At 68.8% G+C, this 17186-nt stretch carries 19 protein-coding genes; 8 read left to right on the top strand and 11 right to left on the bottom strand.

Annotated features, from left to right (window positions below):
* Nucleotides 1–63: 63 nt before the first annotated feature.
* The 3 genes from ACFPJ1_RS22600 to alr all read right to left on the bottom strand — a co-directional run bounded on the left by ACFPJ1_RS22600 (nt 64) and on the right by alr (nt 2785).
* A complete protein-coding gene (locus ACFPJ1_RS22600; protein WP_380106740.1) occupies nt 64–699 on the bottom strand; it encodes a M15 family metallopeptidase in 636 nt (211 codons plus the stop codon).
* Nucleotides 696–1661 (bottom strand): D-alanine--D-alanine ligase family protein, encoded by a 966-nt coding sequence (locus ACFPJ1_RS22595; RefSeq protein ID WP_380106739.1) that lies wholly within the window; start codon nt 1659–1661, stop codon nt 696–698. Before ACFPJ1_RS22595 ends, ACFPJ1_RS22600 begins: the two co-directional genes overlap by 4 nt.
* A gap of 86 nt (nt 1662–1747) precedes the next feature.
* Nucleotides 1748–2785 (bottom strand): alanine racemase, encoded by a 1038-nt coding sequence (alr, locus tag ACFPJ1_RS22590; protein ID WP_380106737.1) that lies wholly within the window; start codon nt 2783–2785, stop codon nt 1748–1750.
* A 212-nt stretch (nt 2786–2997) separates the two neighbouring features.
* Between alr and ACFPJ1_RS22585 the strand changes: the two genes are divergently transcribed.
* Nucleotides 2998–3555 (top strand): CGNR zinc finger domain-containing protein, encoded by a 558-nt coding sequence (locus tag ACFPJ1_RS22585; protein WP_380106736.1) that lies wholly within the window; start codon nt 2998–3000, stop codon nt 3553–3555.
* Nucleotides 3556–3559: 4 nt separating this feature from the next.
* On the opposite strand, the gene ACFPJ1_RS22580 is transcribed toward ACFPJ1_RS22585, so the two are convergent.
* The 4 genes from ACFPJ1_RS22580 to ACFPJ1_RS22565 form a co-directional block, all read right to left on the bottom strand.
* Entirely contained in the window at nt 3560–4246 is a 687-nt protein-coding gene (locus ACFPJ1_RS22580; RefSeq protein ID WP_380106735.1) for a GNAT family N-acetyltransferase, read from the bottom strand.
* Nucleotides 4247–4308: 62 nt separating this feature from the next.
* Nucleotides 4309–5472, bottom strand: a complete 1164-nt coding sequence (locus ACFPJ1_RS22575) for an ROK family transcriptional regulator (RefSeq protein WP_380106733.1) — start codon at nt 5470–5472, stop codon at nt 4309–4311.
* A 53-nt stretch (nt 5473–5525) separates the two neighbouring features.
* Nucleotides 5526–6230 carry a GAF and ANTAR domain-containing protein gene (locus ACFPJ1_RS22570; RefSeq protein WP_380106731.1) on the bottom strand — a complete coding sequence of 235 codons (705 nt, stop codon included), beginning with the start codon at nt 6228–6230 and terminating at the stop codon, nt 5526–5528.
* Nucleotides 6231–6466: 236 nt separating this feature from the next.
* Entirely contained in the window at nt 6467–6793 is a 327-nt protein-coding gene (locus ACFPJ1_RS22565) for a hypothetical protein (RefSeq protein WP_380106730.1), read from the bottom strand.
* Nucleotides 6794–6855: 62 nt separating this feature from the next.
* Between ACFPJ1_RS22565 and ACFPJ1_RS22560 the strand changes: the two genes are divergently transcribed.
* The 5 genes from ACFPJ1_RS22560 (at nt 6856) to ACFPJ1_RS22540 (ending at nt 11384) form a co-directional block, all read left to right on the top strand.
* Nucleotides 6856–7566, top strand: coding sequence for a TetR/AcrR family transcriptional regulator (locus tag ACFPJ1_RS22560; protein ID WP_380106728.1), 711 nt, complete (start codon nt 6856–6858; stop codon nt 7564–7566).
* Entirely contained in the window at nt 7559–9493 is a 1935-nt protein-coding gene (gene nhaA / locus ACFPJ1_RS22555) for a Na+/H+ antiporter NhaA (RefSeq protein ID WP_380106726.1), read from the top strand. The genes ACFPJ1_RS22560 and nhaA overlap by 8 nt, the downstream gene beginning before the upstream one ends.
* Entirely contained in the window at nt 9490–10137 is a 648-nt protein-coding gene (locus ACFPJ1_RS22550; protein WP_380106725.1) for a DNA-3-methyladenine glycosylase family protein, read from the top strand. Before nhaA ends, ACFPJ1_RS22550 begins: the two co-directional genes overlap by 4 nt.
* A 93-nt stretch (nt 10138–10230) precedes the next feature.
* On the top strand, nt 10231–10686 hold the full coding sequence (locus tag ACFPJ1_RS22545) for a rhodanese-like domain-containing protein (protein ID WP_380106723.1): 456 nt from the start codon (nt 10231–10233) through the stop codon (nt 10684–10686).
* A gap of 104 nt (nt 10687–10790) precedes the next feature.
* Nucleotides 10791–11384 (top strand): dihydrofolate reductase family protein, encoded by a 594-nt coding sequence (locus tag ACFPJ1_RS22540; protein WP_380106722.1) that lies wholly within the window; start codon nt 10791–10793, stop codon nt 11382–11384.
* Between the two features lie 353 nt (nt 11385–11737).
* Here the strand turns inward: ACFPJ1_RS22540 and ACFPJ1_RS22535 are convergent, their stop codons facing one another.
* The gene (locus ACFPJ1_RS22535) at nt 11738–12244 is read right to left on the bottom strand and encodes a tetratricopeptide repeat protein (RefSeq protein WP_380106720.1); all 507 of its coding nucleotides are present in this window, start codon (nt 12242–12244) and stop codon (nt 11738–11740) included.
* Between the two features lie 102 nt (nt 12245–12346).
* Between ACFPJ1_RS22535 and ACFPJ1_RS22530 the strand changes: the two genes are divergently transcribed.
* On the top strand, nt 12347–12739 hold the full coding sequence (locus ACFPJ1_RS22530) for a VOC family protein (protein ID WP_380106718.1): 393 nt from the start codon (nt 12347–12349) through the stop codon (nt 12737–12739).
* A gap of 15 nt (nt 12740–12754) precedes the next feature.
* Here the strand turns inward: ACFPJ1_RS22530 and ACFPJ1_RS22525 are convergent, their stop codons facing one another.
* Genes ACFPJ1_RS22525 through ACFPJ1_RS22515 form a run of 3 tightly spaced genes read right to left on the bottom strand, consistent with a single transcriptional unit; the run spans nt 12755 to nt 15920 of the window.
* Nucleotides 12755–14509, bottom strand: a complete 1755-nt coding sequence (locus tag ACFPJ1_RS22525; protein ID WP_380106716.1) for an MOSC domain-containing protein — start codon at nt 14507–14509, stop codon at nt 12755–12757.
* A 2-nt stretch (nt 14510–14511) separates the two neighbouring features.
* Nucleotides 14512–15339 carry a pyridoxamine 5'-phosphate oxidase family protein gene (locus ACFPJ1_RS22520; protein WP_380106714.1) on the bottom strand — a complete coding sequence of 276 codons (828 nt, stop codon included), beginning with the start codon at nt 15337–15339 and terminating at the stop codon, nt 14512–14514.
* On the bottom strand, nt 15336–15920 hold the full coding sequence (locus tag ACFPJ1_RS22515) for a CGNR zinc finger domain-containing protein (protein WP_380106712.1): 585 nt from the start codon (nt 15918–15920) through the stop codon (nt 15336–15338). The genes ACFPJ1_RS22520 and ACFPJ1_RS22515 overlap by 4 nt, the downstream gene beginning before the upstream one ends.
* 109 nt (nt 15921–16029) lie before the next feature.
* Between ACFPJ1_RS22515 and ACFPJ1_RS22510 the strand changes: the two genes are divergently transcribed.
* Nucleotides 16030–16893, top strand: a complete 864-nt coding sequence (locus ACFPJ1_RS22510; RefSeq protein ID WP_380106710.1) for a DUF427 domain-containing protein — start codon at nt 16030–16032, stop codon at nt 16891–16893.
* Nucleotides 16894–17186: the final 293 nt, after the last annotated feature.

Here is a 17186-nt window from a genome sequence, read left to right as displayed (position 1 = left end):
ACATTCTCCTTGCCGAATGCCAGAGTCATTTCCGTGCTATTTTCCGGCTGGTGCGGGTGAGGCTCAGGCGGAGGTCGACAGTTGCGGCGCGGTGGCCGGGCCGTAGAGGGCGTGGTCCCGCTGTTCGAGGTAGGCCCAGTAACGGTCGCCGAAGGACCAGTGCCACCACTCGGTCGGGTAGTTCACCAGCCCGGAAGCTGTCAGTACGTCGGCCAGCAGCACGCGGTTCGTCCGGGCCTCGCGGCTGATGTTGGCGGCGTCGAAGAAGCAGGCGCCATTGCTCTGCTCGGGAGTGGCGTCGATGGGAGTCCCGAGGTCGAACGGCCCGTGCTCGCCGATCAGCGTCAGGTCGACCGCGGCGCCGGCCACATGCGGGGCGACCTCGACCGGTGACACGAACCGGCTGGTCAGCACGTGCGCCTCGGCATCGGAGATCCCCGGGTTCAGCCGGTGGATCTCCACCTTGTAGCCGTCGTAGATCTCCCGCTGGCGCTCGATCGCCCGCAGCCCTTCGACCACGTGCAGCCGGACTCCCACCGGCAGGAAACTGTTCGCCACGGCCAGTCGGTCTGCCAGACCTTGGCGGATCCACTGCAGGCCGTTGGAGGAGATGCCATAGGTGTAGAGATCCACCAGGGGATCACCGGCCTCGAGCGCCGGGATGCGGGCGATCCGCTCGTCGCTCAGCAACACGGTCATCGCCTGCTCACCGCCGTTTCGAGCAGGTTCTGGACCACGTCGGTGTAGGAGAGCCCGGCGGCCGCCCACATCCGCGGGAACTGCGAGGTCGGGGTGAACCCGGGGAACGTGTTGATCTCGTTGACCGCCGGCTCCCCGTCCGCCGACACGAGGAAGTCCACCCTTGCCAGTCCGGAGCACCCGAGCGTCTCGAACACCTCGACCGCAGTACGCCGGAGTCGCTCGGCCAGCGTTCTCTCCAACGGCGCCGGTACGACGAAGCGGGTGGCCGCGTTGTCGTACTTGGCGGTCGCGTTGAAGAACGGCTGGTCCGGGTCCGGGTGGATCTCGAGCGCTGGCGCCACGTCGACCCGGCCGTTCGGGAACTCCATCACGGCCAGGTCGATCTCGCGGCCGCGCATCTCCTGCTCCACCAGGACATGCGGGTCCAGCGCCGCCGCCTCGGCCAGCGCGGTCGCCAGTGACGGGAGGTCCGTCGCGCGGGTGACGCCGAAGCTCGAACCACCGCTGCCGGGTTTGACGAACACCGGGAAGTCGAGCCTGGCCGCCTTCAGTTGCTGCATGGCGGACTCGGTGTCACGGAGCTCCTCGCCTCGGAGGGTGATTCCCGGTGTGACCCGGATGCCGTGCGCCTTGAGGACGGCCTTGGTCAGGTGTTTGTCGAGGCCGACTGCACTCGCCGCCACGCCGCTCCCGACGTACCGGATGCCCAACTGCTGAAGGAATCCCTGGATGATGCCGTCCTCGCCACCCTCGCCGTGCAGCGCCGGTACCACGACGTCGGCGTCCTGCATCAGCGCGATCGCTTCGTGTTGCCCGTCCTGCCAGTTGCCCTCGGCATCGATAACGAGCGGGACGACGTTGTGCCCAAGGGTGGTGGCGGCATCTGCGATCCCTTGCCCGCTGGCGAGTGACACCTCGCGCTCCGGGCTCGCGCCACCACTGATCACGACCACCTTCACCGCTGCACTCCTTCGACGTAGCGTCGCGGCACCCGGGGTCCGAGGCCGCAGTAGATCTCGTGGGGGATGGTTCCGGACCAGTCGGCTCAGTCCGCGGCCGTCGGCTCGCCGTCCGAGCCGTCACCGAAGACGGTCACCGGTTCCCCTGGTTCGATGGGCAGCTCGCCCGCGTCCACGACGAACTGGTCCATGGTGATTCGCCCGAGCACCGGCATCCGCACGCCTCGGCAGAGCACACTCGCCTGGCCGGCGGCGATCCTGGGGATCCCGTCCGCGTAGCCGAGCGGGATCAGCGCGATCGTGGCGTCGCGGGGTGCCACGTGGTCGTGGCCGTAGGAAACGCCTTCGCCGGCACGGATTCGCCGTACCTGCGCGACCTTCGTCACCAACCGCATCGGTGGGCGGACGCCGGCGTCGACCTCGTCGATGCCGAACAGGGCCGCGCCGATCCGGACCAGATTGCAGTCGGGGGCGTCCAGGGTGATCGCGCCGGAGGAGTTCGCCAGGTGTACGACCTCGGGCACGAGGCCGGCCCGCCGGGCGAGAGTGACGCCGATGCGCAGGAGCTCGAGCTGGCGGCGGCTGTGCGAGGCGTCGAGCTCGTCGCCGTGCGAGAGGTGGGACCAGATGCCACGCACGCGGACCGCGCCGAGCGCCTCGTAGTACGCGGCCGCGCGCGTGAGCTCGATCCACTGGTCCGGGGCGCTGCCGCCGCGATGCAGCCCTGTGTCCAGCTTGAGCTGGACGTTGTGGACGTTCGGCGCTGAGACCACCTGATGCAGCTCGGCGACAGTGGACACACTCACATCGATGTCGGCGAGCAGCAGCAGCTCGGTGGCGTCGTACAACCAGGTGAGGATCGGGACGGTCAGCCCGGCGGCACGGAGTTGGAGAGCCTCGTCGGCGCGGGCGACGCCCAGCCAAGTGGCCCCGGCCTCGACGGCTGCCCGGGCGACCTGGACGGCTCCGTGGCCGAAGGCGTCCGCCTTGACCACGGCGAGCACCTCGGTGCCCGGCCGGAGGTGTTTGTGGATGGTTTGTACGTTGTCCCTGACAACGGACAGGTCGATGACGGCCTCTGCCAACCCCACGCAGCTCCGCGCCGGACTCTGGACCAGGTTCATGTCCGTCATTGTTGTTTCCGGCAACGGTCCGGCACATCGGTGCGCGGTCGGATGTTGCCCGCCGCACGTGTACGACCCTGGTAGCACGTGACCTCGTGCCGTCTGGTCCTTTCGAACGACCCCACCCGCGCCTCCCTCATCCCTTCGCTCAGGGCACTACGCGCGCGGACCGCCGGGCGGATCAGCCGGTCGACGTCAGAGATACTGGGCGGGTGGACGCGACCGAGCACCTGGAGGCATCGCTGGCGGCCGGGATCGCGTTGGCGAACAGCTTCGGCGCCGAGTGGAGCCAGGGGCGACGTCAGCTCGCGGGAGATGCCGCGGTGGTCGAGGTGGCGCTCCGGCTGACCACGAACCGGGCGGTGGTCGTCGACGACGCGGCGCTGGCGGAGTTCGCCGAGGGCGGGAAGCGGCTGTATGGAGCGCTGAACCTGCTCGCCGATGGTTCGGTCGATGAGAGCGCACAGGAGTTGAACGAGCTACTACTGGCGACCAGCGCAGCACCGCAACTACTGCGGCAGAAGGGCTCGCCATGGCATTTGCATTTCTCAGCGCCTGGAGTCTCGGAAGCCACCGGCTGGCTCGCCGAATTCACCACGGCCGCCGCGATGCTCCTCGGCAGTTCCGATCACCAACTCCTCCGCGTCTGCACTGCCGAACGCTGCGACAACCTTTTCCTGGACGCCACCCGCAACCACACTCAACGCTTCTGCTCCACGGCGTGCCAGAACCGGACCAAGGTGGCCGCCTTCCGCGCCCGCGGAGCCTGACCTTCTACGCGGCTGTCGACCTGTTCGTCGCCGTGCGATCAGTGGCTGTCACCATCGTCGCTTCCGGCAGCCAGCCGAGGCTTCGGTACAGATGGGCTCCATCCACTGTCGCCATCAATAGGCCAGAGGTAGCGCCTCGCTGGATCGCGTGACGGCTGAGCATCCCCATCACCACACTGCCGAGCCCGCGCCGCCGATGCCCAGGATCCGTGTGGATGTCATGCATCACCGCGTCCGTCCCCACCACCGCCACCATTCCCCGCGCCGCGACCTTGCCCTGAACGTCGAGCAATTGCGCGGTTCGAATCGCCCCGTTGCCGCTCATTTCCTGCCTGTACTCCGCGGGTGGTGCGGCCGGCGTCGGGTGGTTCCGCAGGTCAATGGACATCAGCGACTTCCGCTCGGCGAAGACCTCCAGCCCGGCGTCCTCGAGCAGCGCGGCAACCTCATCGGCCCGCCGGGTGGTAACCGTCAACCACCCCGGAGCCCCCAGCACCTCCTCGGCGAGCGCCCGAACCACCCCGTTGTCCGCGTCCACCACGAACAACTCCCACTCCCGGCCGGGCAACCCCAGCACAACCTCCAGCGCGTCACTCGCCGTTCGAGTGGTCGCCTCCGGAAGCCCTCGGCACAGACCCCAGCCCCGCTCCCACCGCCGTACCAAGTCCTTCACCAGACCAAGCTCATCCACGGAAACGATGGTAACTGCTTATCTAGAGATAGTCAGTTACATATCTTCAGGGATCGAGGACGTCAGCGGCCGAGGACGAAGGTCTGGATGGCGATGACGGCGGCGCCTCGCGCCCATTGGGTGAAGGTGGGGTCTTGCAGGACGAGCGGCGGAATGGCGGCTTCGGGGTGGCGGTCGGATCGGATGCCGGCGAGCACCTGCTCGTGGGCGACCGAGGCGAGCCGGACGCCCTCGCCGCCGAGCATCACCGCCTCGGGCATGGTGAAGTTGGTCGCCGCCGCGATCAGCCGCCCCAACGCGTGCCCGGCGGTGCTGATCACCCGGCGCGCTTCCGGTACGCCGTTCTTGGCGAGGTCGAGGCATTCGTCGTACTCGACTCGGCGGCCCAGCGCGGTACCGACCTGGCTGGTGACGGCTTCGGTGGTGAGCATCGCGCTCGCGCAACCGTGGTGGCCGCGATCGCACAGCGGCCCGTCCGGATCGACCTGGACGTGTCCGACCAGGCCGAGTCCGACGTCGGTGGCGTCGACCAGTTTGTCGTGGACGACCAGGCCATACCCGATCCCGGCGCCGATCGTGAGCAGGCAGAAGCGGCTCACCCCACGCCCCGCGCCGAACCAGTGGATCGCCTCGGTCACCGCGGTGACGTCGTTCGCCACGACCACCTGGGCGTCGGTCCGCTCGGTGAGGAGCCGCCGGAACGGTACGTCGAACCACGCGAGGAAGTCGCCCCGCAGTACATCGCCGGCACCGGTGATGTGGCCGCCCAGGCTCACCCCGAGCCCGGTGATGCCGGGGATCCCGGCTGCGAGCGACCGGGCGAGATCGACGACCACGTCCGCGACGACCTCGGGGGAGTGGTCCGGCAGCGGGCGCTCCTCGGTCGCGATCACCTCGGCCCGAAGGGTTGTCACGACCCCGAGCGCGGCGTCCGCGGTGAGCTTCACGCCGACGAAGTGGTGCGAGGTGGGCACGATGTCGAGCGGCTGGGAAGGGCGTCCGACGCGGGGATCGGTGGGGCCGCCGGACACCTCGACGAGCAGGCCGGACTCGAGCATCGGCTTGGTCAGGCGGGTCAGGCTTCCGGCCGACAGGTCGACCCGCCGGGCGAGCTCAGCCCGCGAGAGCGGCCCGTCGAGCAGGATCTCCAGGGCAAGTTGGTGCGACGGCCCGGTCAGCGGCTGCCAGGTGCCTGCACCCACCCGGGTCTCCTTCCCCGACGACATCGCGTTGAGCTTACGCCGCGCGCTCCGGCCCGATCGATTCCAGCGCGGACAGGTCAGTGGGGGAGCCTGCGGGTGTCGACGAGTTGCTGGGCCACGTCCCGGAGCTTGGTGTTGGTGTCCTGGGAGTAGCGCTTGAGGATGGCGAAGGCGCGGTCGTCGTCCACGTCGAAGCGCTCCATCAGGATGCCCATCGCCAGGCCGACCAGCTTGCGGGCGTCGACCGCCTTCGCCATCGTCTCCTCGTGCCGCGCGGACGCCACCGCGACCGAGGCGTGCCGGGCGAGGATGTGGGCGATCGCCTCGTCGTCCTCGTCGAACGCGTCCGCCTTGGGGCTGTACAACCCCAGTACGCCGATCGCGGCGCGGGAGCCGTCGCCTGTCGTCAGGGGGACGTCCAGCACGCTGCGTACGCCGAGCCCGGAGACCTTCGCGGCCCACTGCGGCCACCGGTCGTCCGTGGCGGTGTCGCGGATCAGGATCGGGGTGCGTTCCTTCATCGCGGTCACCAGCGGGCCGTTCTCGGTACTGATCTGGAGTTGGTAGACGTCGGCGACCACCGGGTCCGTGACCGCCGCGATCTCGGCCCGCGGCCCCCGGACGTTGAGGGCGATCCCGGCGTACGTACAGGTCAGGGCCTGCAGCGCGAACTGGACGACCGCATCGACCGTCTCCTCGACGGAGGGGGCGTCGTGCAGTTCGATCGCGAGCCGCGCGAACGCGTCGGCCGAGGTCGGCGCGGCAAGGTGGAAATCAGCCATACCGGGAGCTCCAGACATACGTCACAGTCAGGGCACCCCGTGGCTGGAGTGGTCCTTCAGCGGACATCATGCAACCTCGCCCCGCCTTTGCGTTAGCCGATCCAGCCCCACCGTGTCCGTGTCGTGATCCAACCCCCGCCGGCCTCCCCGTCGGCGAGTCCGGCGGGAGGAGGCGGGTGCTGGCCCGCATGGGAACTGGAGCGGGGTTCAGGCGTAGTACGAAGGCCTGGGAGCCGTCAGACCGGGCGTTGCTCGACGCGGCACTTCGGGGCGCCGGTCGAGGCGAACTCGCAGACGATGTAGGTGTTGTCGCCGGCCGGCGTCTCGCTCAGCCAGGGCATCGTCACCTCGCCCGCCAGCAGGGCGTCGAGCGTCTGCAACTCCGGATCGCGGGGCTCCGGGTGGTGGTGGTATCCGGCGCTGCCCAGGGCGAGCGCGACCGCCAGGCCGAGGAGGTTGACCTCGTTCGCCTGCTCGGGGGTGGCCGAGTCCGGCGCCGGCTCGAGCCGGAGGCCGTGATCGGGCACGTCGACGATCCGCGCGATGTAGTCGCCTGCTGTCATGCCCTGAGCGTAGACCTGATGTTCTGGGTTGTCGATCCCAGTTTTGCAGGTAGGCTGACGCCATGACCGAGACTGTCGAGGCGGCGCGGCTGACCAAGAAGGGCCGCGCGACCAAGGAGCGGATCGTCAACGCGGCGGCCGACCTGATCTTCGAGTACGGCGTGGCCGGCACCAGCATCGAGGACGTCCGCAGGGCCGCCGGGGTCAGTGGTTCGCAGATGGCGCACTATTTCCACGACAAGCGGCACCTGGTGATCGACGTCGTGGGTCACCAGGCCGACGTCGTGGTCCGGCTGCACCGGCAGCCGGAGATGGGCAGGCTCGACAGCTTCGCCGATCTGCGGCACTGGGCCGACCTGCACGTCCAGCGGCAGATCGAGCGCGGGTGCACCGGCGGGTGCGATTTCGGTTCGCTCGCCGGGGAACTGGTCGAGTCGGACGGCGATACGCGCCGGCAGTTGGCGAGTGGTTTCGACCGGTGGGAAGGCGTCCTGCGCGAAGGTCTGCAGGCGATGTACGACCGAGGTGACCTCCGCCCGGAGGCCGACCCGGGGAAGCTGGCGACGACCTTGCTCGCCACTCTGCAAGGAGGACTGTTGCTGACCCAGACCAAGCGCGACCCGGCCCCCCTCGCCACCGCCCTCGACTCCACCCTCACCTACATCGAGTCCTTCGCCTCCACTCCAGTCTCCCCAGGCGCCACCCCGCCAACGTCCGCCGCAGCAGCCTCTGTCGACTCCGAGCCGGGCGGGCGGTGCGAGAGGGATGGCTGATTTCTCTGCGTTGAGTGGGCGGACCACCTGGACCCGGACACGGGAGTTCGCGGCTCCGTTGCGGGCGTTCCTGCAGACCGAGTCAGGGAGTTCGGGGGTGCTCGCGGCCGCGATCGTGCTGGCGCTGCTCTGGGCGAACGTCGCCCCGGAGTCGTACGAGTCGTTCTGGCACACCGATCTCACCATCAGTCTCGGCCATCGCGAGCTGAGCCTTGACCTGCAGGAGTGGATCAACAGCGGGCTGATGACGCTGTTCTTCCTGGTGGTCGGGCTGGAGGCGCGACGGGAGTTCGACCTCGGCGATCTGCGGGAGCGGCGCCGGTTCGTGCTGCCGCTGGTGGCGGGCGTCGCCGGCATGGTGGCGCCGGTGCTGATCTACCTGGCCTTCAACCACGGCGGCGAGGGCGCGCACGGTTGGGGTGTCGCGATGTCCACGGATACCGCGCTGGCGCTCGGCCTGCTCGCGCTCGTCGGCCGTGGAGTGCCGGATCGGGTCCGGGTCTTCCTGCTGACCGTGTTCGTCGTCGACGACCTGATCGCGCTGCTGGTGATCGCGATCGTCTACAGCGAGAACATCGAACTCATGCCACTGATGGTCGCACTGGTGGCCTTCGCGGGTCTCCTCGTCGCGGCCCTGCTGCGGGTCAAGCAGGCTGGAGTTTACGTTGCCTTCGGCATCATCACCTGGGCCGCGCTGCTGACCAGTGGCGTCGATCCGGTGGTCGCCGGGCTGGCGATCGGCCTGACTGCCTCGGCGTACTCGCCCGGGCGGGACGAGCTCGAGCAGGCGACCGGCCTGTTCCGGCTCTTCCGCGAGCAGCCGACCCCCGAGCTGGCCCGGTCGGCGACGGTCGGGCTGACCTCGACGCTCTCGCCGAACGCGAGACTGCAGCACTTCTACCACCCGTGGACGAGCTATCTGATCGTCCCGCTGTTCGGCCTGGCCAACGCCGGCATCACCATCGACATGGGGTTCCTGGCGACGGCCTACACCTCGCCGATCACCCTCGGCATCCTGGTCGGCTACGTGGTGGGCAAGCCGATCGCCGTGACGACCGCGTCCTGGGCGCTGACCCGCTTCAGCGGTGGCCGGCTCAGCCCGGGCGTCGGCTGGGCCGCGGTGGTCGGCAGTGGCACGATCGCCGGTATCGGCTTCACCGTGTCGTTGCTGATAGCAACCTTGGCCTTCGAAGGGCCTGCCCTCATCGAGGCGAAGCTCGGGCTGCTGTCGGCGGTGATCGTGGCGTCGTTCGTGACCTGGATCGTGTTCCGCACCGCCGCGCTGCTCTCGCCGGCCCGCAAGGCCGTCGCCATGCTTGGTGATGCCGACCAACTCGTGGATCTCAGCGATCCGGTCGATCCCGAGCTCGACCACATCCGTGGCCCGGAGTCCGCCTCGGTGACCCTGGTCGAGTACGGCGACTTCGAGTGCCCGTACTGCGGAATGGCGGAGCCCGTGGTGCGGGACCTGCTGCACGACGACGACCTCCGCTACGTGTGGCGTCATCTCCCGCTGGTCGACGTCCACCCCCGCGCGCAGATCGCGGCGGAGGTGGCCGAGGCCGCGGGGACGCAAGGGAAGTTCTGGGAGATGCACGACGTGCTCCTCGCGAACCAGCAGAAGCTCCAGCCTGCCGACCTGATGGGCTATGCGGATGACTTGGGCCTCGACCGCGAGCGACTCCATGACGACGTGCAGCGGCACGTAGCTGCCGGCCGGGTCGCGCGGGACGTCGAGACGGCGGACCTCAGTGGCGTCTCCGGGACGCCGACCTTCTTCATCAACGGGCAACGCCACTACGGCGCGTACGACGTCGACACCCTGACCACGGCGATCAAGGTGGCACGCGCCCGCGCCGCCATCAAGACCGAGGACCTCGGCCCGCTGATTCGCCGCCGCGGCACCCGAGCCGGAGATCCGACATGACGATCCAGGTGACGGCTGCGTACCAGGAGTTGGCCGGGCGTGAGCCGGTGCTCGCCCGACTGATCGAGGAGTATGGCGAGGTCGACCCGTTCGGGTGGTCCGACGAGCGGATGGAGGCGAGCAACTTCGCCGCGATGGTGCTGCACATCGTCGGCCAGCAGATCTCCACGAAGGTCGCCTTCGTCCTCTTCGACCGGGTCCTCGCCGCGGCCGGCGGCAAGGTGGTCCCGGAATCGCTGCTGGCGTTGACTCCGGACCAACTCCGCGAATGCGGCTTGTCCCGCGCGAAGGCGTCGTATCTGCTGGATCTCGCGCAACGTCAGGCCGACGGCAGGATCGACCTGGAGAACATGACCGGTCTCGATGACGCCGAGGCGATCACGGCATTGACGGCGGTCCGGGGGATCGGCCTGTGGTCGGCGCAGATGTTCCTGCTGGCCCAGCTGCACCGGACGGACATCCTGCCCGCGGGTGACGTCGGCATCCGCCGTGCTGTCGAGAAGGCCTGGGGGCTGGCCGAGCTGCCCGGTATCAAGGAAGTCGAGGCACTCGCGGTTCCCTGGGCGCCATACCGGAGTTACGCGGCGGCCCTCCTCTGGCGATCGCTGTCGCCGAGTGCCGAGGCCCAGCCAGCATTGGCATGATCTTGTTGTAGTAGGTCGTTTCTGCCACTGGTGGGGTTGGGGTGCGCTCCGTGAGGCTGGGATCTCCGACCTGACCGTGAAGGAGATCCGAGTATGTCGACGGTGCTGAACACCCTGCCCGCCGCCCAGGACCAGGCGATCGCGCACTTGTCCGGACGCCTGGCGTTCGAGACCGACCCGTCCGACGTGGCTGCCGACATCGGGGCCGGTGTCGTCGGCTGGGTGCTGGTGGACAGCCGCAGCCAGGAGAGTTGGGACCAGGGTCACGTGGCCGGCGCGATCCACCTGCCGACCAGCGAGATCGCCGCCCGCGCCGCGTCCGTAGTACCGGCCGGCACCGCGGTGGTGACGTATTGCTGGGGTCCTGGGTGCAATGGCGGGACCAGGGCGGCTCTCGAGTTCGCGAAGCTGGGTTATCCCGTCAAGGAGATGATCGGCGGGTTCGAATACTGGTCCCGCGAAGGTCTGCCCGTCGAGACGTCCGAAGGTGTCACCCGCCGTCCATCAGACCCGCTGACTGCGCCCACCGGCATCGCCTGCGCCTGCTGAGTCGAGCCCTCCTCACGGTTAGCTCCCTGCGTCGCCGGGCACTGGCGTGTCGAGAAACCCGAAGCGGCTCCGACGTACACCGGTGTCGAGAGAAGGGAATCGGGATGTCTGACAAGACAGCAGGACGCCGGCTGGTCGCGTGGACAAGCCTTTCGCTGGACGGGTACACCAGCGGACCCAAGGGAACAGAGCACGACACCTGGCTGTACGAGCACGCGATGCAGGAACAGACCATCGCGTACTTCGAGTCGATCTGGCGCGGCGCCGACACGGCACTACTCGGGCGGACGAACTACGAAGGGTTCTTCTCCGTCTGGCCGGGGATCACCCGCGATCCGGCCACGGACGACCGGACCCGAGCGCTCGGTCAGTGGCTCGATGCCGTGGAGAAGGTGGTGTTCTCGCGGACGCTGACCGACACGAAGTGGGAGAACTCCCGGGTCTCGGACGATCTGGAAGGGACAGTGCGGGAGTTGAAGGCGGCGCCGGGGCGCGACATCCTCGCGATCAACAGCGCCAGCATCATCCAGGCGCTGCTCCGCGCGGGGCTCGTCGACGACCTCCGCGTCGCCGTGGTGCCGACGATCGTGGGCGGCGGGTTGCGCCTGTTCACCGACGACCTACCCGAGTCGAAGTGGCGTCTCGCCGAGACCACCACCCTCGACCACGGAGCAGTAGCCCTCCACTACCGCGCCTGACCCCGCCGCCAACGCAGGCTGGGGTAATCCAGCGGACGCCCACCACTCACCAACCTCGCCGATCACTCACGCGCCCAGCGTCGCCAGACGCCGCGCCAGCGGGTCGGGCGAGCTTGGTGAGTGCTGGCGGTCCGGGCTACCCAGCCCCCCGTCCGGGTCCTGCTCGGCCGAGCCCCTGTGGTGGGTCCGAACACCATCCGGGACCTCGGACAAGAAGCGGGGAGTTGGACGGAAACGGGGAGTTCGGACACCCCCAACAACCGCCGCCGCCACAACCGCCGCCGCCCTCATCACTCGGCTGGGAGGGGCAGCAACGTCCTGGCCTGGCTCCAGCTGTGGCCGGATTGCTGGGCTTAGGGTTCGCGGGTTGCTAGGTATTCGGCATTGCCGCGGATCGCTGCCTCGTAGCGCTTGATCTCGGCGGTATCGATGCGGTCGGCAACGAGTAGCAGCAGCGTGGCGAGTGCCTTGTCCCCGCGGCCGGAGGCCTGCAGGGTCAGCGCTTTGAACACGCGCAGCGAGTCCGACTCCGGGAACTCCTTGCACGCCTGCTTGAACACCTCGAGCGACTCGTCGAACCGGTCGAGGTTGCGCAGAGTGCTCCCGTATTGCAGCAGGCACTTCCGCTTGGTCTGACCACTGAGCCCCGGGAGTGCCTGCTCGTAGTACCCGAGGGCCTTCTCCTCCTGCCCGGCGGTGTCGTACGAACCGCCTACCTCGTACAGCACGTACGGGTTGCCGGGATGCTCGGCCAGCAGGTTCTCGAAGAAGTCGATCGTCGGCTGCATGTTCGACCGGTCCCGCCGGGCGAACGCCTCTTCGATGGTCGCGGCCAGGTCCGGCGTCAGTTCGTCACTCACGCTTCCATCATGCCTCGCGGCCGCCGGGGCAGAATGTCGAGGTCGCCAGGCCCGGTCCGACGTGGCTTGCGCAAGCGATAGTCGGCTCAAGAGGAGACAGTGATGAGTGAGCAGGGTGGATGGCCGCGAGGCGTCACCGCGATCACGTTGTTCGTGGAGGACCTGGCGGGCTGCAAGCAGTTCTACCGGGAGACGTTCGGGCTGCCGGTGGCGTACGAGGACGACGCTTCGGCGGTCTTCAAGTTCGGCGATCTGATGGTGAACCTGCTGGACGTCGCCTCGGCGCCCGGGTTGATCGCACCGGCCCCGGTCGGTGGCGCCGACGCAGGCCGAAGGTTCCAGCTCACCGTCGAGGTGGATGACGTCGACGCCCTGTATGCCGAGCTCACCGGCCGCGGCGTCGAGTTCGTGAACGGCCCGATGGACCGGCCGTGGGGAATCCGTACCGCGGCCTTCGCCGACCCGGCCGGCCACATCTGGGAGATCGCCAAGTAGAACGCCAGGTAGAGCTCAGAGATCGAGCACAAGGTCGCCGACGGGGCGCGAACAACAAGGCAGCACCTCGCCGGCGGCCGGAACCTCCAGCGGCTGGGGCCGATAGCTGACGTCGCCGGAGATCAACGGCGTCACGCAGGTGTGACAGACGCCCGTCCGGCAGGACCACCGCGTCGGTACGTCGCACGCGTCCGCGAGCTCCAGCAGCGACGAGTGCTGGTCCGACCACGGCACCGACAGACCGCTCCGCGAGAAGGTGATCAGCGGCCCAGTCCCCGGCTCTCCAGCAGGCGGATGAGGCTGTACTGCGCGAGCATCCGTCAGACCCGGGTTGATCGAGGGGAGCGCGCCGAACAACTCCGTCCGGACCTCGCCGACTCCGAGCTCCGTGAGCTCCACGCGCATCTCCTCCATGAAACCGGCCGGCCCACAGACGTACGCCGATGCGCCCCGCGGGATCCCCAACCGGGCGAGCTGTTCCTTGCCGGGCCGGTGACCGCCTGCCGTGAAGAAGACCTGCGGATGGACGTCCGTCAGCGATTCGATCAGCCCAGCTGCCTCCGTCGCGAACGCCTGCTGCTCCGGGCTCCGCGCGATGTGGATCCACCAGACCGGCCGTTGACTCCGCTCATCCGCGAGTCGGTGGAGCATCGCCATGACCGGTGTGATGCCGATCCCCGCGGAGACCAGTACTACGGGCCCGGGCTCGTCCGTCAGCACGAATTCCCCGCGCGGCGCGGCCGCCTCGACTGTCATCCCCGCGGTGAGGTGCTCGTGGATGTAGCGGCTCACCACGCCGTCGCGCTTGACGCTGATCCGGTACGTCGACGAGCCGGGTGCCGAGGAGAGCGAGTAGCTCCGGATGCCCTGGTCTCCGAAGCGGATCACCAGGTATTGCCCGGGACGCGCGGCCGGCAGCGGCTCTCCGTCTGCGGACTCGAGGTAGACCGAGCGGACCGTGTCGCTCTCGCGGGTCACCGCGCTCACCGTGAGCGGACGGAATCCCGGCCAGGCGGCGACCACGCCCGCCGCCTGGCCGTCGCCCTCAGCTGCGCCGGAGGACGGGCCGGGCTGCGGCTCGGAGTACGGGCTGGCGTTTCGGCCGTCGGCGGTTGGCGTACCGGTCTCGAGCGCTTCCACCAGTTCGCGGAAGGATTGTTGCCAGCCGGGGCTGAGGGCGGGGATGTTGAGGCTGGCGCGGAGCTTGGCCGCGTCGCGGTCGGGGAGGTAGAGCAGGGCGTCGATGTCCGCGACCGACAGCTCTTCCGGGCCGACGCGCGTGCGGACGATCTCGTCGCCGGCCTCGACGCGGCCCTCTTTGATGACGCGCAGGTAGAAGCCGGGGCGGCGATGCGCCACCAGCAGCGAGGGCAGCTCGGGCTCGCCCATCCGCATCCCAACGCGGTAGCACGTGACCCGCGGCTGGGTGACCTCGAACTCCGCCTCACCGATTCGGTACCGGTCGCCGACGCAGACCTCGTCGTCCGGCAGTCCGTCGACCGTGAAGTTCTCGCCGAACTGACCGTAGGTGAAGTCGTCGCGGCCGAAGTGCCGCTGCCAATAGTCGTAGGAATCGAGCTGGTAGACGAGGACCGCCCGCATCTCGCCGCCATGGCCGTTCAGGTCGCCCTGGCCGTCGCCGTCGATGTTGAGCCGGCGGACCATCCGCGGTCCGTCGACCGGTGCCTTCCAGATCCCGGTGTGCACGGTCCGGCCGTGCCAGTCCAGGTCCTTCGGCATTCCGACGTTGAGTGAGCGGAGCGTCGCCATAGTCAGGCCCACCTGTTCAGTACGGCGCGGGTCGGGTGGAAGCGGACCGCCCGGCCGGTCTCGCCCGGGGCGTCCCATTCGAGGGTCGCCGTGCCGGAGAGATGCAGCGCGGTGCCGGTCCCGAAGTCGAGGAAGAGCAGCGAGGTGGTCGGGTCAACGGCGATGTTGCCCATGCTGTTGAACATGTTGTTGCCCGGGAAGTCCGGCCACCACAGGTCCGGGCCGTCGATCCGCACGAACCCCGGCTCGCCGCCCTTGTGCGACGTGTCGGCGCCGCGCGTCGGGTGCGAGGTACCGAGGAAGAAGGTGTCCGCTGACTCGATCAGGGCGATCTCCACTTCGCCGAGCGTCCCGTCGGTGACCACTGGGAGGCTGGACGCGGGCTGCGTGATCGTGTGCGGGTGGATGTATTGAGGGCAGTTCCCGTACGCCTGCTCCGCGGCGATCTCGAGCTCGGCGCTCGCGGACCTGACGAGCTCGCCGTTGATCCGCACCCGCCGGCGGATCGCCAGCTCGATGACGAGTAGTCCGACCTGCTGGTGAGGAGGAAGTCCGTGCAGCGGGTCGCCCGTGCCCGGCGCCGTGTGCACGGTCAACGTCGTGCCCGCGGCGTCGAGGAAGCCCGGTTGGCCGGTCAGCGCCGTCGTCCACATCCGGCCGTCCGCATCCCGCGCGGTGATCGCGGCGAACTCGCGCTGGCCCAGGAACTTCTTCGCGCCACCTTCGAGCAGCGCGGGCCGCAACATCCCTTCCAGCCTGGCCGCGTCGTGCGAGACGCCGGCCTTGCGCTGCACGCTCAGCTCACCCTCGTGGAACCCGATGGCGCTCATGACCGCCTCGTCTTCTCGTAGTGCCGGGCAACCCTGGTCCTGTTCCCACAGACGCTCCCGATACACCACTGCCGGCGCGAGCGCTCAGCCAGGAAGAGCATGGAGCAGTTGGGATTCGCGCACCTGCGCAGCGTGCTCAGCCGCTCGGCGTCACCCATCAGCTCGATCACCTCGCGGGCAATCGCCGCCAGCGCCGCGTTCCCGCCGTACTCCGTGTGCCAGCGGGTCTCGACCTCGCCCTCCGGTAGCAGGCGCAGGCTCGAAGGCGCCGCCGCCGAGGCGGCGTTGATGTCGTCGATCGAGCTCCGCGCGGGGCTCCGCTGTTCGAGCCGCGCGTCCAGGACGTCGCGGATCGCGGCCCGCAACCTGCGCACAGCCGTTTCCTCAGGCACCGGCCCTGCGGGGAGCCGGGGCGCCTGCAGCCCCCACCACGCCGCCTGCTGTTCGGATGATTCGAGCAGGTCCACAGGCGGATCGACCGCCAGCATCAGGGTGTCGACCAGATCGATCGCCACCAGCCGCTCCCCGCCCATCGCGAAGCCGGCCGCCAGCAGTTCATCGATACTCGGGCTCATGGTCATGGCGTCACCCTAAGCATTAGGAGACGGAGAACACAAGGCCTTGCCAAAGTTTGACTAATGCTTTTAATCTCCATTTATCCGTTAGAACCTCTGGTGAAGGAGAACGATCATGGGTCTGTCCTGGCAACAAGGTCCGCTGAGCGGCAGCTCGGTGGGAAGGTTCCTGACGCCCGAGCCACTGCCCGAGCGGTTGCTGTACGCCGAGCGCCTGCGGCGCCGGATGCGGGTGAAATTCGCCGGCGAGTGGATCGCCGACAGCGAGGATGTGCTGCTCCTGCATGAGCCCGGCCGCTACCCGGTGGCGTACTTCCCGCGGAAGGACGTCCGGCTGGACGCACTCTCCGGCGGTGACCGGCAGACCCGGCACCGTGACCTCGGTGCCACCGCGTGGTTCACGGTGGGCCTCGACGACCGCCAGGCGGAACGCGCCGCCTGGGAGCACGTCGACCTCCCGGCGTACGCCGGTGAGCTGGCCGGGCGGGTCGCCTTTGCTTGGCGCGCGATGGACGGCTTCTACGAAGAGGACGAGCGCATCCTCGGACATGCGGCGGACGCGTACCACCGGATCGACATCCGGCAGACCTCGCGCCACCTCGCAGTACGGGCCGGTGGGCAGGTCGTGGCGGATACGAAGAGGCCACTGGTGCTCTACGAGTCGGGCTTCGCGCCGCGGTGGTACGTGCGGCGAGCTGACATCGCCGGCGACGCGATGACTGCCGTCAGCGGTCAGACGTTCTGCCCCTACAAGGGGCTGGCTGACTACTACGACGTCGGTACTGCGGGTCGCGCGGCCTGGTCCTACCGCGACGCCTACACGGAGGTCGACCGGGTGTCCGACCTGGTCTCCTTCGAGCCGGACAAGGTTCAGGTCTCCCTCGATGGCGTGACCCTGAAGCTCGAACCAGGCCAGCAGGTCCGCCCGCACGGCATCGACCGCGGCCTCGACATCGACGAAGTGGCGCCAGTCCGCTGACCGCCTCCTTGCAAGACCGCTCGGTCCTCGTGGTCGGGCGTGGCAGCGGAATGGCCTATGCGACGGTGGTCGCGTTGCTGGCCGCTGGTGCAAAAGTCGTCCCGGCCGGCCGGCCGGGACGAGGCGCGTCTGCCACGCTGGACAAGGCGGTTGGCGGCCGGCGACTCCGTGATCATGCGGCAGATTGTCAAAGGCTTGCGGCACTTCCATCGGACGAAGATCGCGCTTCGGGATCGGAACAAGTTCCGACTCTTGATGCGATGAAGGAGCGGGGCCTCCGCTCCTCGTGGGTT

This window comes from Kribbella qitaiheensis (assembly GCF_042657745.1).
Classification (GTDB): Bacteria; Actinomycetota; Actinomycetes; order Propionibacteriales; family Kribbellaceae; genus Kribbella; species Kribbella qitaiheensis.
The sequence above is the reverse complement of the archived record's forward strand: the minus strand, read 5'-3'. Positions and strand labels throughout refer to the sequence as shown.

Excerpts from the sequence above, each read along its gene's own strand:
- ACFPJ1_RS22515 (WP_380106712.1), bottom strand. The coding sequence starts at position 15,920 with ATGACCATGAGCCCGAGTATCGATGAACTGCTGGCGGCCGGCTTCGCG.
- ACFPJ1_RS22545 (WP_380106723.1), top strand. The coding sequence starts at position 10,231 with ATGTCGACGGTGCTGAACACCCTGCCCGCCGCCCAGGACCAGGCGATC.
- ACFPJ1_RS22550 (WP_380106725.1), top strand. The coding sequence starts at position 9,490 with ATGACGATCCAGGTGACGGCTGCGTACCAGGAGTTGGCCGGGCGTGAG.
- ACFPJ1_RS22510 (WP_380106710.1), top strand. The coding sequence starts at position 16,030 with ATGGGTCTGTCCTGGCAACAAGGTCCGCTGAGCGGCAGCTCGGTGGGA.
- ACFPJ1_RS22575 (WP_380106733.1), bottom strand. The coding sequence starts at position 5,472 with ATGTCGTCGGGGAAGGAGACCCGGGTGGGTGCAGGCACCTGGCAGCCG.
- ACFPJ1_RS22565 (WP_380106730.1), bottom strand. The coding sequence starts at position 6,793 with ATGACAGCAGGCGACTACATCGCGCGGATCGTCGACGTGCCCGATCAC.
- ACFPJ1_RS22520 (WP_380106714.1), bottom strand. The coding sequence starts at position 15,339 with ATGAGCGCCATCGGGTTCCACGAGGGTGAGCTGAGCGTGCAGCGCAAG.
- ACFPJ1_RS22525 (WP_380106716.1), bottom strand. The coding sequence starts at position 14,509 with ATGGCGACGCTCCGCTCACTCAACGTCGGAATGCCGAAGGACCTGGAC.
- ACFPJ1_RS22530 (WP_380106718.1), top strand. The coding sequence starts at position 12,347 with ATGAGTGAGCAGGGTGGATGGCCGCGAGGCGTCACCGCGATCACGTTG.
- ACFPJ1_RS22570 (WP_380106731.1), bottom strand. The coding sequence starts at position 6,230 with ATGGCTGATTTCCACCTTGCCGCGCCGACCTCGGCCGACGCGTTCGCG.
- ACFPJ1_RS22600 (WP_380106740.1), bottom strand. The coding sequence starts at position 699 with ATGACCGTGTTGCTGAGCGACGAGCGGATCGCCCGCATCCCGGCGCTC.
- ACFPJ1_RS22540 (WP_380106722.1), top strand. The coding sequence starts at position 10,791 with ATGTCTGACAAGACAGCAGGACGCCGGCTGGTCGCGTGGACAAGCCTT.
- alr (WP_380106737.1), bottom strand. The coding sequence starts at position 2,785 with ATGAACCTGGTCCAGAGTCCGGCGCGGAGCTGCGTGGGGTTGGCAGAG.
- ACFPJ1_RS22560 (WP_380106728.1), top strand. The coding sequence starts at position 6,856 with ATGACCGAGACTGTCGAGGCGGCGCGGCTGACCAAGAAGGGCCGCGCG.
- nhaA (WP_380106726.1), top strand. The coding sequence starts at position 7,559 with ATGGCTGATTTCTCTGCGTTGAGTGGGCGGACCACCTGGACCCGGACA.